The organism is Pontibacter russatus, assembly GCF_009931655.1.
GTDB lineage: Bacteria > Bacteroidota > Bacteroidia > Cytophagales > Hymenobacteraceae > Pontibacter > Pontibacter russatus.
Genome location: NZ_CP047984.1, coordinates 1,545,387 through 1,561,120, shown reverse-complemented (window position 1 = coordinate 1,561,120; position 15,734 = coordinate 1,545,387). Strand labels below are relative to the sequence as shown.

The following is a 15,734-nucleotide window of genomic DNA, read 5'->3' as shown; positions in this document are numbered from 1 at the left end:
CCGCTTCTATACCTGCCAGGCATCACCCTAAAAGCCCGGCGTTAGAAAAGGAGAAATCAATGTTAAAACTATATTGCCACAGGCTTTCATTTCAGGACATAAAAAGCTATGTTTATACCTCTTCTCATCCTAAACACAACCCTCTTCACATGAAAAAAGAATTGCTTCTTTACGGATTTGCGCTGCTGGCTGCCTGCGGTGCTTGTTCTTCCCCGGCCTCTGAGCCCCAGGCGCCCCCGGCTGCAGTGGCGGATGAAGAAACGGCGGATGTGCCCCGCATCCTGGTGTTCTCGAAAACGAGCGGTTTTTACCACGAGTCTATTCCGGACGGGATTGCGGCTATCCAGAAGCTGGGCCGTGAGCACAACGTGGCGGTAGACACCACCAAAAACGCGACATACTTCAACCCAGACTCGCTGCAGCAGTATGATGCCGTTGTGTTCCTGAGCACCACGCAGGATGTGCTGGACAGTGCGCAGCAGGTGGCTTTCGAGCAGTACATCCAGGCGGGGGCGGTTTTGCGGGCATACATGCCGCTGCCGACACCGAGTATGAGTGGCCCTGGTACAACAAACTGGTGGGTGCCTACTTCCTGAGCCATCCCAAGCAGCAGGACGCCATTGTGAGGGTAAAAGACAAGAGTCACCCTTCCACCAGCCACCTGCCCGACGACTGGGAGCTGTTCGACGAACTATATAATTATAAGGACATCAACCCGGAGGTGAACGTGCTGGCCACGCTCGATGAGAGCACCTACGAGGGCGGCGAGAACGGCGAGAACCACCCGATTGTTTGGTACCACGACTACGATGGCGGCCGCGCCTTCTACACCGGGCTGGGCCATACCAAGGAAAGCTACAGCGACTCGCTGTTCCTGCAGCATATATGGGGCGGGATAGAATATGCCATGGGCGAGGAATAAGCCAAACATATATAGAACAATAGAAAAGGGAGCGCTGCCACGGCAGCGCTCCCTTTTCTATTTGCCGTGTTCATGCTACTGATTCGGTGCGCTTTAGAGAGTGGGGTATAAGATTCTGCCGCCGCATGCAACCATAGCCTCAAAACCGGGCTCCTACCTATAAACCCTCTCTGAATCCCGATGCTGAACTACCTCTATGTCCCTTTGCTGATGCTGCTGCTCCTGCAGTGCGATAACGACACCGCCACAGCGCCTGAGAAACCTGCCGGCACCTATGCCGTGGCGGAAGGCATTAAGTTCGGGCAGGAGTTCACGGTGCAGCAGTTCGACCAGGTGACGCTCTACGGCGGAGACACTCCGCGCAAGCTGCACGTGACGGCCGGTGAACTCAACGATTCGCGCTGCCCGGCCAAGGCCACCTGCGTGCAGTACGGCAGCGCCTCGCTCGTGCTCTCGGCATCCAACAGCCAGGGGAAAGCAGAGAATATACAGCTTTGCATTGGGGCCTGCGGCGCAGGCGGCATCCGCAGCACCCACAGTGCTACTGTTGCCGTGGGGGAGACGGCCTATATCTTCCGGCTGGTGGAGGTGCAGCCTTTTCCCGGCTTGGAGCGGGAAGGAGATGCAAAAAGGGCAAAGCTGATTGTAGAGAAAATAGGTGGCGCTGCCTCCTGAACGCGGCAGCTTATATATAACCGGCCGCCTCAGCCATTGCTCTGCGTCTCGGCCTGCGCCTTTTTCCGGGAGTGGCTTCGGCGCTTGTCCTTGCGCTTCACATATACCGCCGACGGCCCCTTGTCGTCCTCCTGCCGGATGGTGAACAGGTCTTTCTGGGCCTTTATCAGCTGCAGCAACTGCCCGTAGCCGAAGGTGCGCGGGTCGAAACTGGGGTCAAGCTGGCGCAGGTTCACGCCCATCACGCCCAGGTGCGCCCATCCGTCCTCACCCTCCGACATCACAAAAGCCTCTTTCAGCAGCGGCACCGGGTTAGGCGTTTGCTTGCCGGCACCGGGCTCCGGCTTGGCGGCAGCGGTTATTTTCTTATCGTCGATGTTATCCGTCAGGTTCTCCGTAAAGATGAACACATTGCAGGCGTTCACAAAGGGTTTCGGGGTTTTGCGCTGCCCGATGCCCATCACAAAGATGCCCGCCTCGCGTATGCGCGTGGCAAGCCGGGTGTAGTCGCTGTCGGAGGAGACGATGCAGAAGCCGTCCACGAACTCGCTGTGCAGCAGGTCCATGGCGTCGATGATGAGCGCGCTGTCGGTGGCGTTTTTGCCGATGGTGTAGCGGAACTGCTGTATGGGCTGGATGGCGTGGTTGTTGAGGCAGTCTTTCCAGCCGTTCATCTGCGGCGTGGTCCAGTCGCCGTAAATGCGCCGGATGGTGGTGGCGCCGTACTTGCCCGCCTCGGCCATCAGTTTCACGATCAGGCTGGGCTGCGCATTGTCGCCGTCTATAAGCATGGCCATGCGGGAAGGTTTTGTTTCTTGTACTGCGTTTTTCATGGGGTAAGGGCTGTGTGCAGGCGCAGGAAAGCGCCCGCTGTGCGTAGTTTTGTATATATCGTTATACTGCTATTTTTGGCAGAAGTTGTTGCAGGCCCGTATTGGCCGCCACTGTAAAGGAAAGGATTATATTTGGTTTAAGCGCAAAAAGCGCCTCCTCCCCGAAACCGTTTAGCAACTTATATGTTGCTGTTGAGAACTGGCGCTGCCTATATATAAAGCAGCAGGAGGGCGTGTAAAGCAATTTTTCATGATGGGAGAAACTTCTTCAGCCTTACCAACGGCGCAGGTTTATAAAGCGGAGGAGCCCCTGGCGCATACCTATTCCATTGTTGCCCGCGATGCGGAAACGGGCGAGATGGCGGTGGGCGTGCAGAGCCACTGGTTCTTGGTGGGCACGGCGGTGCCCTGGGCAGAGGCGGGCGTCGGCGTGGTGGCCACGCAGTCGTTCACCAACAAATCGTTTGGCCTGCGGGGGCTGGCGCTGCTCAAAGAGGGGAAAACACCGGAGGAGGCGCTGGCGATTCTACTGGCAGGCGATGCGGCCCGCGAGGTGCGGCAGGTGGCGATACTCGACGCGCAGGGCCGCGCGGCAGCGCACACGGGCAGCCAGTGCGTCCGCTACGCCGGGCACATCACAGGCAAGAATTTCTCGGTGCAGGCCAACATGATGCTGACCGATAAAGTGTGGCCTACCATGGCAAAGGCGTTTGAGAAAAGTGAGGGGAAACCGCTGCCTGAGCGGGTGCTGCTGGCGATGCACGCGGCAGAGCGCGAGGGCGGCGACATCCGGGGCAGGCAGTCGGCGGCGCTGGTGGTGGTGAAGGGGCAGAAAAATGAAGCACCCTGGGACGACCGCCTCCTCGACCTGCGCGTGGACGACCATGAACAGCCGCTGGACGAACTGGCCCGCCTGCTGCAGGTGTACCGCGCCTACGAGCACATGAACGCCGGTGACCTGGCCATCGAGAAAGGGCAGGTGCAGCGGGCCATGCAGGAATACGGGAAGGCGCAGGCGATGTACCCCAACAACCTCGAGATGAAGTATTGGCACGCCATCGGGCTGGCCAATAGCGGCCAGGTAGAGGAGTCCGCCAAAATCCTGCGTGAGGTATATAAAAAAGAGGACAACTGGCGCGAACTCACCAGCCGCCTGCCCGAAGTGGGCCTGCTGACGGTCAGCAAACAGAACCTGGAGAAACTGCTGCGGATAAAGTAGGGTTTGAGTTACAAATTATGCGTTCCGGGTTCCGAGCTATATATGGGCTTGAGATAAAGGGAGGTTTCTGGCTTTTAGGTCCCTTGATTCTAAGCGCTTCTAACCTATTTAAAAACCGGATGCTGATTCAGTTCTTATGCTCCTACGCATTTATCCTGCTGCAATGCTATTTGCCCTATATAACCCCTGCTTCAACGTAAAGGGTCGCTCACGCAGCAGGAACAGAATTCCCCGCCTTATATAAGGCGCGGTAAGGGGCAGTTGGACCCGGTTTGCAAACATACCTACTCACCTCCATCTTAAACCCTATGTAGCAGGGGCGCATGGACCAGCGCCAGTTTCGAGTGCTCACATTAATTTGTAACTTGGAACCGCTAACATATAGAAGCCAAGCATCAGAGATTATTCTAAAAGACCGCATGCACACACGAAAGCACTTGCGCCGCCTCCTGGTTGTGGCCGCCGCAGCCCTCACCCTGCCAGCCATGGCGCAGCAAAAATCCACCGCCGACTCCGTCCTTATCCGGAAGCTATATAGCGAAGCCCTGACCAGCACCGAAAGCCACGAGCACCTGCGCTACCTCACCAAGCAAATCGGCGCGCGCCTCAGCGGTTCGCCGCAGGCGGCCGCCGCCGTGGAGTGGAGCTGGCAGCTGATGGAAAAGATGGACCTGGACACGGTGTACTTGCAGGAGGTGATGGTGCCCCACTGGGTGCGCGGCGACAAAGAGGTTGGGCGTGTCCTTGATTCAAAATTAATGGGCTCCGTGGATATGAACATCGCTGCGCTGGGTGGCTCCGTGGGCACAGGCAGGCAGGGCCTGAGCGCGGGAGTGGTGGAGGTGCAGGATTTTGAGGAACTGGAAAAACTGGGCCGGAAGAAAGTGAAGGGCAAAATCGTTTTCTTCAACCGGCCGTTCGACAATACGCACGTGTACACTCCGCTGGCCTACGGCGGAGCCGTGGACCAGCGGGGCGGCGGCCCGGCGGCAGCCGCGAAGCTGGGCGCGGTGGGCGTGCTGGTCCGCTCCATGACCAACGACATCCAGGATGTGCCGCACACCGGCAGCACCCGCTACGAAGAAGGCGTGGAGGAAATCCCGGCGGCCGCCATCAGCACCAAAGGCGCGGAGCAACTGAGCAGCCTGCTGAAAGACGACCCGGACCTGAGGTTCTATATGCGCATGACCCCCGAGACGCTGCCAGACGTGCTGTCTTACAACGTGATTGGAGAGCTGAGAGGCACCGAGAAGCCGGATGAGATTATCGTGGTAGGCGGCCATCTCGACTCCTGGGATATAGGCGAAGGCGCGCACGACGACGGCACCGGCTGCATGCAGGCCATCGAGGTGCTGCGTTTGTTCACTGAGTTGGACATCAACCCGAAACGCACTGTGCGGGCCGTGCTGTTTATGAACGAGGAGAACGGGCTGCGCGGCGGCACCAAATATGCCGAAGTGGCCAAAGCGGAAGGGGAGAGGCATATAGCCGCCATCGAGTCGGATGCGGGTGGCTTTACGCCGCGCGGGTTTGGCCTGGATGGCTCCGCTGCCCAGGTGGCGAAACTAAAGTCGTGGAGGCCCGTGCTGGAGCCATATGGCCTGGCTGATTTGGGGGCAGGCCACGGGGGCGCCGACATCGGCCCGCTGAAAGGGCAGGGCACGGTAGCTTTGATAGGCTACAAACCGGACTCCCAGCGCTACTTCGACTATCACCACACCGAAATAGACGTGTTCGAGAACGTGAACCGCCGCGAGATGCAGCTGGGTGCCGCGGCGATGGCCTCGCTCGTTTACCTGATTTCGGAGTACGGTATATAAAGTAAAAGGACACAAGTATCAGGTAGCAAGACGCAAGGCTTTTGTGTCACTTCTTATATACAAACCGCCAGCAGTTTCTATATGGGGGCTACGCAGCGTGTAGTCTAATTTTGTCCGGGTACTAAATTTAGTTTATACAGGACGAGGTGGTAACTGCCCAGCTATATATAAAAGCCAGCTTCACAATTTGCGTGAGGCTGGCTTTTTGCTTTTGGATTATAGTGCCAGACGCTCGCAGGAGCTGCGCACGCTGCGAGGGCATTACGGCAGCAGAAGGGAGCTGTCGCCGTAGCTCAGGAAGCGGTAGCCGTGCTGCAGGGCGTGCGCATACACCTTTCGCCAGTCTTCCCCGATCAGAGCAGACACCAGCAGGAGCAGCGTGCTTTCCGGCTGATGGAAATTGGTAATAAGGCCGTGGCAGACGCGGAAGGTGTAGCCGGGCGCGATGATGATTTGGGTGCTGGCATGCAGGTAGGCGGAATGCTGCCGGTCCATATACTGCAGCAGCGCCTGCAGGGCCTCGGCCGCGGTTGGCAGATCAGTAGTTTCATAGGCTTGCCACTGGCTCACGTGCAACTCCTTTATCAGCAGGTCGGGCTGTTGCAGCACCTTTGCCCCGAGCCAGTATATACTCTCCAGAGAGCGCATGCTGGTAGTGCCCACCGGAATGATGGGGTTGCCCTGTTGGTTCAGCAGGCGCTGCAACAGGGGCCTGGTGATATATAACTGCTCGGCGTGCATTTCGTGCGCTTCCATCACCTCGGCCTTCACGGGCTTGAAGGTGCCCGCACCCACGTGCAGCGTGAGGTAAGCAGTGGCAATGTGGCGCTCCTGCAGCTGTGCCAGCACGCGCTCCGTGAAGTGAAGGCCGGCCGTTGGGGCGGCCACGGCCCCTTGCTGACTGGCATAGATGGTCTGGTAGCGGGTGTGGTCTTCGGGGGTGAGGTCGCGGTGGAGGTAGGGGGGGAGCGGCAGCCTGCCACAGCGCTCCAGCACCTCGGCAAAGGTGAGCTCGGCAGGCTCCCAGGCAAAGCGAATCAGGAAATGCCCTTCCTGCTGCTCCTGGCGCTCAGCCCGCAGCGTGCCGCCGTCGAAGCGCAACTGCACCGGTCCGCCCTTCCAGCGCTTGTTGTTGCCCACCAGGCATTTCCAGACGGCGTTGCCCGTTTGCTGCATCGCCAGCTGCACCTCGCGGTAAGGGGCCACCGGCTCCAGGCAAAAAATCTCCACACCACCGCCCGTCTCTTTCTGGAACAGCAGCCGCGCCTGCACGACTTTGGTATCGTTGAACACCAGCAGGGTGTGTGGGGGCAGCAGGCCGGGCAGGTCGGTGAAAGCATGGTCGTTTATATGGCCGCCCTTATACAGCAGCAACTTCGACTGGTCGCGCTCCGGCAGCGGGAACTTGGCAATGCGGTCCTCCGGCAGTTCATATATAAAATCTTTTATCGCCAGCTTCTTCGGGTCCGTCATGGTATTGGCATTGGGAATGCTGCAAAGGTAAGGCTTGTTTCAGCACCACGCCAGTTTGCGTAGAGGCATATATGGCAGAGAGGGGATGTGATGCTGTTGCTTCGTGCCAGGGGCGGCATCCTTATATAGCGGAGGTTTTGTTCAACAGGAGGCGCGGGCATGGCAGCGCCCCTGTTGGTTATATAGGGGGTAGCGGTTCTACAGGTTCTTCAGGAAGTCCTCGTCCAGGGGCTCCTGGTCGTCTGTGTCTTCGTCGTTGTTCGCGTCCCAGTCCACCTGCTGCATCAACTCAAGCCCCTCAAAAATCAGCTCGTCCAGTTCTTCCTTCGAGCCGGCGTCCAGCGTCTGCTCAAACAGGCCCAGCAACTGTTCCCGCTGCTCGTTCACAAAAATCTCGTGGTACAGGTTATCGAACGCTGCGATCCTTTTCTGTACCACCCTGTCTATGTCCTTCGTGCTTTTTTCCTGCAGCGCGTCCTGCAACACGTCCAGCGCCTCCACGCTCTTCTCGTTGTGGGAGAGGCGCGTAAAGGCCTTCACAAAGGCAAGCGCGATAACGAGGCGCAGGCGCTCGAACCGGAAACTGAGTACTTCGGGGGATTTGGCAGGCGAAGTTCTGGCGGCTTTGTAAGCGCTTTCGAAGTCTTTGTAAATGCTGCCTGCCGCCTCGCCCGACAGGGGCGTTTTTTCGTTGTCGTAGGCCGTCTCAAGTAATAACTCTAAGCTTCTGGCGCTCATGTAGTCCGTTATTTTGCTGGTGAAAGGTGCAAAGGTAAGAGTTTATATATACTTCTTATGCGGCGGCGGGTTGGTTCCGGCTTCAAGACTTTACTTGAAGCATGCACAACACGTCCGGCAACTGGTGCTGGCGTTTGGGGGGAATTATCAACCGGATTCGGAAAAGTAAACTTGATCTAAATTTATTTAATAAATATTTCATCCCTCCGGCGCGTCATACAGGCTCGTTTACAAGTTATTATATCTTGTTAATTTTTTATTGTAAAATTTAGCGGTATTATTTTACTCTTTACTGTAACAAAAATTATTTAAAACGGTACATGTACTGTAATAGCTGAATATTATATATATAAATACATATATAATATGGCTATACCGACATGAAAGTCAATTATTATTGATGATAGAATATAAAATATGGTTTTGCAGGAGCATGCACTACCTGAACTCGCCCTCTTTTCCACCTAATTAAGACGGTTAGATAGCCTCTAAGCCCGCCAGTAATGTAAAAGCGCCTGCCATGCAGCGAAAAAATTACATTACCAGTCCCTCTTGTGCCCTTTTGTAAAGCTTTACCCGGCTTTTGTTTAACCTGATAAGCTAATAGTTCTATCAAACCCTGACACCACACGCTTTTTACCCCAAACCCATCAACCCTATTTATATGCAAAATAATTTTACGAAACTGATTGCGCATTTCCTGAGTTCACGGCGCACTTTATTTCCAGCCCTCTCAGTGATGGTCATGTTAGCAACGGCGATTTACCTTCATGCCGCTGTTGGAATAACTGTGACCGGTGGTAGCCCCATTGCTGTTTCTGCTGATAAAGCGTCTAATGCCACTCTTACTGCTCCTGCCTATACCACAATAGGCCCAATCAACTTCACAGAAGGGTCTGAAAGCAGTAATGACTTTGGAACGGTAAGCAAAACAATTGAAATCAAAGCTCCTTCAGGCTGGCAATTTTATAATACAGCACCTCATGGTGTTACTGTAGCCGCGAATCAAATAGAACCAGGAAATAAGACTATTAGTGCTACTGTAACAAGTGTTACAAACAATACAGTAACAATAACTTATTCTAATGCTGCTAGTAATAAGCGAGAAGAAATAGTTGTAAGCGGTATTCGTGTCATTGCAGTTGATGGCGCATCTGCACCTGAAACATTAACATTAACTGCTGGAGGAGCACTCTTTCCTACGGCAGTTAACGTTCTATCAATTAACCACACACACGGTGCAGCAAGAAAGATAGCTTTTGGCACCCAGCCCTCTAACGTTCTTACTGGTAACACCCTTACCACATCACCTACTGTTTTAATTCAGGACCAGTTCGGGAATACAGTAACTTCAGGTGCCGGTGCCGATGCATTAGTAACGGTTGCTATTGGGACCAATCCAGCAGGAAGTAACGGCGTGTTGAATGGAACAAAAACAGTTAATGCTGTAAGCGGAGTTGCTGCTTTTTCAGAGCTAAGTATCGACGCTGCGGGGGCTGGATATACGTTGGTAGCCTCGAGCACATTGCCGTCTAATGGTACAACTGCTTCTACTGCTACAAGTTCAGCTTTCAACGTAAACAGCAAGGTTCCGACATTAAATGCACCTACTGCTTGTGTTTCGGAAGGAGATGGTAGCACAATCGTTACTCTTACAGGTACAAACTTTGAGAAGAACTCACTCGGCCGCGTTAATAACAGCCCTAGGAGTACTAAATTTATAAGCTCGACTGAATTAGAGGTTACTTTACTTGAAGGGGATTTAGCTACGGCTGGTGATATAAATATATCTGTCCTGAACCCTGCCCCTCCTGCAGATAATGTATCAACCTCTCAGTTACTAAACATCAAGCCTTTACTCCACGCATCCTCCATCGTAGGAGAAAGAACTGTTTGTGCCGGTACCGAAGTCCTTTATACAGCTCCTGAAGGATTCAGCGATTTCAAATGGTCATCTACTGCTGGGGGGACTGTTGAAGAGTCCGGTGATAACCCTGCTCTTGTAAGGTTTTTGCCAACGGCATCAGGTACAGTTACTATTAGCCTCAGTGCAAAAAATGCTTGTGGTGTGACCAGTTCTGCATCGATTGTAGTAGATGTCAAACCTGCGCCACAAGCCGTTATAGAGTATAATAGCACAAGTTTTTGTGAAAATGGAAGTCTGGAACTCAGTGCTTTTATTAATCCATCAGAGCTTGATAATTATAACTATGAGTGGTATAAGCTAGGAAGCAATGATGTTTATGAATTAGTTGGAGATAATTCTCCAGCATATATAACCGAAGAGGCAGGAACTTTCAGGTTAACCGTGACAGGTGAAAACAGTGCTTGCTCCCAAACATCAGATCCTGTAGTGATAACAGTGAATCCGCTTCCTACTGTTAGTATTACTGGTCTCGGCTCAGATTACTGTTCCTCTGATCAGGCTGTTACGTTAGCTGGCTCGCCAGTGGGTGGTACCTTCCGTATTCTGCAGGGCACAAGTGTAGTGGATGAAGATGCAACCACATTTAATCCAAGTGCATTAGATGCCGGAAATTATATTGTAGAATACAGCTACGCTGACGAAAATACATGTGTTAATACAACCACGCAAACAGTTACTGTTAAACCACAACCTGTTTTAACCATATCTAGCGACTCACCAGGAGGCATTTGTCCTGAGGAGAGTGCAGTGTTAACTGCAAGTGGTGCTGATTCCTATGAATGGTCACCAAGTGCAGGGCTGAGCGCCACCTCGGGTGCCAGCGTAACCGCGAAGCCAACCATAACCACCACTTACACAGTAATCGGCACTACAAACGGATGCGAGTCAGAGCCAAACACAGTAACTGTAACTGTTAACCCATTGCCTGATGTTACTATCACCCCTACTGGCCCAACAGAATTCTGTCTCGGAAATTATGTTGATCTTGTTGCTGTTGATGATCCTTTCTATAACTATCAATGGTTCAAGAATGGGAGCAGTATTTCTGAAGCAACTAATAGCACCTATCGGGTGGATAAAGCAGACGGAACAGGAAACTATCATGTGACGATTACAACTGATGCAGGCTGCGAACTCTCCTCAGAAACGATTGCTGTTAAAGTGGCTGATGTGCCTACGACAGCTACTATCATTACTACCGGGGCTACAACTTTTTGCCAGGGAGGCTCCGTGAAATTCGACGCCAATAAGGCTCCTTCCGGCCAAACATATGTGTACCAGTGGCAGAAGAGCACAACAACCAGCGAAGATGCAGATTTTACCAATATTGAAGGCGCTGTAAATAGCAGTTTGGTTACAAATGAATCAGGATATTACAGGGTGCTTGTGAGCAACACGGATGAAGCTGACGAAGACACAGAGCTTTGTACTAAAACATCTGCAGCAGTAGGCGTAACTGTTTATCCACAACCCGAAGCTGCCATCAGCGGTGAAAACCCGCCCCAGTGTGCTAATGCTGATGGTTCAAATAGCTTTACGGTTACCGGCACCTTTGTAGGCAGTGGTGCTACATGGAGCTCCAATAATCCTAACTTCGAAATCATCGTCCAGAGTTACAATATAGAAGAAGGACAGACAACAGCAATTGTTACGACAACTGGCGCAGGCAACGCTATTATTTCTTTAACGGCAAGCAGATCATCCACAGGATGTACAGAAGCTATAGCAACCCAGAACTTGACCGTGCATCCTCTTCCGGTAGCAACAATCACTGCGGATGGCCCAGTTACGTTCTGTGAGGGTGGCAGCGTTAAGCTTACTGCAAGTGCGGGTTCTTCCTGGCTCTGGAGCACAGGTGCCACCACGCAGTCTATTACTGTGGACGAAAGCGGAGACTACTCTGTAGAGGTCTTCAACAGCAACGGTTGCTCCGCTACCTCAGCCGCTACCGCCGTCACTGAAAACGAGTTGCCCACAGTTACGCTCGCAGCATTCGAGCCTGTTTGCAAAAACGGGGATTCATTTACCCTATCCGGCGGATTACCGGCGGGTGGTACCTATACGGTAGATGGGGTTGCTGCCACTCAGTTTAACCCGGCCGCCGCCGCTGTAGGCAATCATACTATTGTATATACCTACCAAGATGATAATAACTGCTCTGCCTCTGCAACACAGACTATAGAAGTGAAGGCTGTTCCTACAGTTACTTTAGGCACTTTTGCTGATGTATGTGTGGGCGCAGAAACAGTAACACTTTCAGGCGGATTGCCCGTTGGTGGTACCTACAGCGGAACTGGCGTGAGCAACGGGCAGTTCAACCCGGCCACTGCCAGTGTGGGCACACACACCATTACCTATACTTATGAAGCAAATGGTTGTACCAACACCGCGACCAGCACCATAAAGGTAACACCTGTACCAACCGCCACACTGGCAGCTTTCAGTAATGTTTGTGTAAATGCTGCGGCATTTACCTTAACGGGTGGCTCGCCTGCTGGTGGTACCTACAGCGGAACTGGCGTGAGCAACGGGCAGTTCAACCCGGCCACTGCCGGTGCGGGCACGCACACCATTACCTATACATATGGTGAAAACGGTTGCACCGTTTCAACCACTGGCACAATTACAGTGAATCCGCTGCCAACAGCTTCAATCTCCTTTGATGGATCAACTACACTCTGCCAGGGCAGTTCACTTTTGCTAACTGGTAATTCTAATACTGGCACCAGCTATATATGGTACAGGAACAATGTGCAGGTGGCTACAACTCCAACTTATGCTGCTAATCAAACAGGCAGTTACACTGTTCGTGCTATTAATGGCAATAATTGTACAAGCGATCTCTCTGCTGCTGTTCAGGTTACAGTTAGCCCAGCTATCACAGGGAACACTATATCAGGAGCACAAACAGTTTGCTCTGGAGGTTCTATTGCAGCACTTGGTCAAGCCTCAAATGCAACGTTAGCTGGGGGTGCTACACCATATGCTTACCAGTGGCAGAGCAGCCCGAACAACAGCACCTGGACTAATATCGCTACAGGAGGCGCCTCTGCATCTTACACTCCTCCGGTGCAGAATGTAACTACCACTACTACCACCTACTATAGAAGAGTGGTGAGTGGCGGCGGTTGCTCCAGCACAAGCACAGCCGTGGCGGTGACAGTAACTCAGCTGCCAACAGTAAACTTTACAGGCATTGAGGATGGGGCAACCATTTATTCAGGACAAGGGAACATAACTCTTACAGGTTCACCTTCGGGTGGTACATGGTCCTGGCCCGGAGGGACAAGCCGCACATTCTCACCTTGTACGGCATTTAATACTGCTGCACCTGCCGGAGCTGCACAAGTTACGATACCGATTACCTACACTGTTACAAGTGGAGCATGTAAGAACTCCATAACTAAAAATGTAACTATAAAGCAGTCCACTTACAAAGCAGTGGTTACTTCATCACTCAAGCCTTTCTGCCAGGGGGATAATGTAATACACACAGTAAGGGTATGGCGTGATGCAACAGTCATATATCCCTACCTGACAAATGCTGCCGGTGACCCGGTTCGTGCAGACGGATCTCTTGTTGGGCCACAGGAATTACCAGTTGCGAATCCGAATTATGAGTTTCCTGCTGGCACGCCTGAAGGTATAAAGCTTGTGGCCTGGAGGTACTTTAACCCTATTGTAAAAGGCGACGGAGTGGAAATTACAAGCGGCCTGACCTACCAATGGACAAAAAATCAGGAAAACAATATAGGAAATAAAGAGAAAACCCTTGAGAACGCAGGTTTGTCCTCACTCGACTATTACGCAGCTTATGTAACAGTAGATGGTGGCACATGCGGACCGAACTTTACGCAGCGTATATCCAGCAGGACGTATACAGCGGAGCAGGCAGACTACAGCATTACGCTTAGTGCCACGCCGCAGCCTGTTTGCCAGGGAGCGTCAGTAACTCTGACTGCTACCTTGAACTCGGCATTCCCATACTGGAACCAGATTGGTCTTAACTTACAATGGAATGTCACAAGGGGAGGTACTACTTCTGTATTAGGAAATACTACTTATACAGGTAATAATTCAGCGCTGCAACTTGTGACTAATGGGCCAACGGGAGGATTCTTAAATGGAGATGTGGTTTCTATCTTGTTTACTTCTGATCTTGATAGCAGGGATGTTGCCGGGACAAAATGTGCAGGAGGAAAATTATCCACCGAAGTCACGCTAAATGTCAATGACATTGCGGTGGTTCAAAATCCAGCACAACAGAATCCTGTGATATGTTTAGGGGGGCAGGCAACTTTTACGGCTCCTGTTACGACCACTGGTCCTGCGACAGAAACTTATACATGGAAGGTCGGAACTACAACTTATACTACTACAGAGCCGAGCCTAAGTATACCTGCAGAAATTACAGGTGCAGCAGGAAGCTATCCCGTAAGTGTAATAGTTTCTAATACTTGTGAAACAACTTCTACTTTAGCCTTAGGCACGCTAACTGTTAAACCAGCACTAGCTGTATTCAACGTTTCAGGTGGTGGAAGTTACTGCGCGGGCTCTCCTGTAAGTTATCAGGTTAAGCTCTCAGGTTCTCAAACGGGAGTTAATTACACTCTTTTGAGAGATGCAACAGTTGTGGAGACTAAAGCCGGTACAGGACAACCTTTGAGCTTTACTGCAACAAGTGCAACAGGCTCCTACACCATAAGCGCGGCATATGTCGCAGCGCCTGCATGTTCAGTGGCTATGTCAGGTAGTACGGCTATCACAGTGAATGCACTGCCAACCGTAACAGTCCAAAATCAGGTTACATGTGTCGGAACCCCTGCAACGGTTTCAGCGGTCATAACAGAAGGGACGGGTCCATACACTTACAAATGGAGTGTACCTACTGGCTGGACTGGTCCTAAGCCAACTTCAGCAATCTTCCAGACAACTGTGGCGGGTAACTATACGGTAGAGATAAAAGATGGCAACTTATGCCCTGTGACCGCAACAGGTTCTGTAACAATAAATGAACCTACACCCCAAAATGAGCCTATACTTGAAGTCATGTGGATTAATAATGACTCGCAGTGGGAAGTAAAGGTAGTAGAGAAGGACCCGCTTGATAAAGGCGAATTAGGCTTAGCCACTAATCCTACGATTACCTGGTACAGACGAGTGAATCCAAGCCAAGATTGGGGAGATCCGGTGCAGGAGAGCACCTCCACTACCTACATTGAGAATGCGCCTAAGGCAGATGTTGAAATCAAAGCGGTTCTGTTGAACAGTGCATCTTGTACACGTTATGAGTTAACCAACATTGGCGTCGCGCCGCTCCCTGTCGAGATCATCTACCTGAACGCCAGCAAGCAAGGCAACAATGTGGTGCTGGAGTGGGCGACGGCGATGGAGGAGGACAATGCGGGCTTCGAGGTGCAGGTGTCAACGGACGGCTTCAGCTACCGAAAGCTGACCTTCGTTCCGGCCAAGAACGGCAACTCCAACATGAAGCAGGTGTACGCTTTCACAGACAGGGAGAACGGCAAGTTCGGAACCCGCTACTATCGCCTGAAGCAGCTGGACACCTACGGAACCTTCGAGTTCTTCGGGCCAAAGGCGGTGACGTTCGGCAGTGTGGCCAGCAAGGTAATCGCCTTCCCGAACCCCTTCCACGATGAGGTGACGCTTGACATAGCGGCAGAGGTAGACGGCGAGGCGCTGATTACCGTGACTGACGCCGTTGGCAAGAAACTGCTCGAGCGCAAGGTGCAGGTAGCGAAAGGCTTCACCACCGAGAAACTCCGGCTGGATGCCGGGCTGCCGATAGGCCTCTACATCATCAAAGTCCAGGTGGGAGGTTTTACCCAGTACATCAAAATGATCAAAGAGTAATTGCATACAAATAACTAATAGGGTTTAAAGCTGAAAGAGCCGGGTATCTTACCCGGCTCTTTTGCGTGTAGCATGCATCCCATATAGACGGCTCTGGCGGCTGCCCGCGTGCCAGTTGCTTTATGTAGGCCAGCGCTCTTCTTCTCCCGTTTTCCTACTTCATCTACCCTCACAAATAAAGCACCTTCAGAGGCAGGATTCCTTTGGGTGAGGTGGCCTCACTCCCCTGTTTCCGGACAAGGGCGGGCTGGCT

The 15,734-nt window shown here is 52.4% G+C and carries 7 protein-coding genes and 1 pseudogene; 5 read left to right on the top strand and 3 right to left on the bottom strand.

The window, feature by feature from the left end; genetic code table 11:
• The first annotated feature begins 59 nt into the window (after positions 1-59).
• Together GSQ62_RS21140 and GSQ62_RS06260 are read left to right on the top strand one after the other, a co-directional pair.
• Positions 60-922, top strand: a pseudogene (locus tag GSQ62_RS21140) (ThuA domain-containing protein).
• 180 nt (positions 923-1,102) lie between these two features.
• Positions 1,103-1,597: a hypothetical protein gene (locus GSQ62_RS06260; protein WP_161888714.1), complete on the top strand. Its 495-nt coding sequence runs from the start codon at positions 1,103-1,105 to the stop codon at positions 1,595-1,597.
• 29 nt (positions 1,598-1,626) lie between these two features.
• On the opposite strand, the gene GSQ62_RS06255 is transcribed toward GSQ62_RS06260, so the two are convergent.
• On the bottom strand, positions 1,627-2,430 hold the full coding sequence (locus GSQ62_RS06255) for an NYN domain-containing protein (protein ID WP_161888713.1): 804 nt from the start codon (positions 2,428-2,430) through the stop codon (positions 1,627-1,629).
• A 250-nt stretch (positions 2,431-2,680) separates the two neighbouring features.
• On the opposite strand from GSQ62_RS06255, the gene GSQ62_RS06250 reads away from it, so the two are divergent.
• Positions 2,681-3,649, top strand: a complete 969-nt coding sequence (locus tag GSQ62_RS06250) for a DUF1028 domain-containing protein (RefSeq protein ID WP_161888712.1) — start codon at positions 2,681-2,683, stop codon at positions 3,647-3,649.
• Positions 3,650-4,068: 419 nt separating this feature from the next.
• Complete coding sequence (locus GSQ62_RS06245) at positions 4,069-5,469, top strand: M28 family peptidase (protein ID WP_161888711.1); 1,401 nt, start codon at positions 4,069-4,071, stop codon at positions 5,467-5,469.
• A gap of 261 nt (positions 5,470-5,730) precedes the next feature.
• Here GSQ62_RS06245 and GSQ62_RS06240 read toward each other — a convergent pair whose 3' ends face one another.
• Positions 5,731-6,942, bottom strand: a complete 1,212-nt coding sequence (locus GSQ62_RS06240; protein WP_161888710.1) for an S-adenosylmethionine:tRNA ribosyltransferase-isomerase — start codon at positions 6,940-6,942, stop codon at positions 5,731-5,733.
• Between the two features lie 198 nt (positions 6,943-7,140).
• Entirely contained in the window at positions 7,141-7,680 is a 540-nt protein-coding gene (locus tag GSQ62_RS06235; protein WP_161888709.1) for a hypothetical protein, read from the bottom strand.
• 664 nt (positions 7,681-8,344) lie between these two features.
• On the opposite strand from GSQ62_RS06235, the gene GSQ62_RS06230 reads away from it, so the two are divergent.
• On the top strand, positions 8,345-15,481 hold the full coding sequence (locus GSQ62_RS06230) for an Ig-like domain-containing protein (protein ID WP_161888708.1): 7,137 nt from the start codon (positions 8,345-8,347) through the stop codon (positions 15,479-15,481).
• The last annotated feature ends 253 nt before the right edge of the window (positions 15,482-15,734 follow it).

What these genes read in the sequence shown, in the direction of transcription:
- GSQ62_RS06260 (WP_161888714.1), top strand. Translation starts at nt 1,103, where the DNA reads ATGCTGAACTACCTCTATGTCCCTTTGCTGATGCTGCTGCTCCTGCAG.
- GSQ62_RS06230 (WP_161888708.1), top strand. Translation starts at nt 8,345, where the DNA reads ATGCAAAATAATTTTACGAAACTGATTGCGCATTTCCTGAGTTCACGG.
- GSQ62_RS06235 (WP_161888709.1), bottom strand. Translation starts at nt 7,680, where the DNA reads ATGAGCGCCAGAAGCTTAGAGTTATTACTTGAGACGGCCTACGACAAC.
- GSQ62_RS06250 (WP_161888712.1), top strand. Translation starts at nt 2,681, where the DNA reads ATGATGGGAGAAACTTCTTCAGCCTTACCAACGGCGCAGGTTTATAAA.
- GSQ62_RS06245 (WP_161888711.1), top strand. Translation starts at nt 4,069, where the DNA reads ATGCACACACGAAAGCACTTGCGCCGCCTCCTGGTTGTGGCCGCCGCA.
- GSQ62_RS06240 (WP_161888710.1), bottom strand. Translation starts at nt 6,942, where the DNA reads ATGACGGACCCGAAGAAGCTGGCGATAAAAGATTTTATATATGAACTG.
- GSQ62_RS06255 (WP_161888713.1), bottom strand. Translation starts at nt 2,430, where the DNA reads ATGAAAAACGCAGTACAAGAAACAAAACCTTCCCGCATGGCCATGCTT.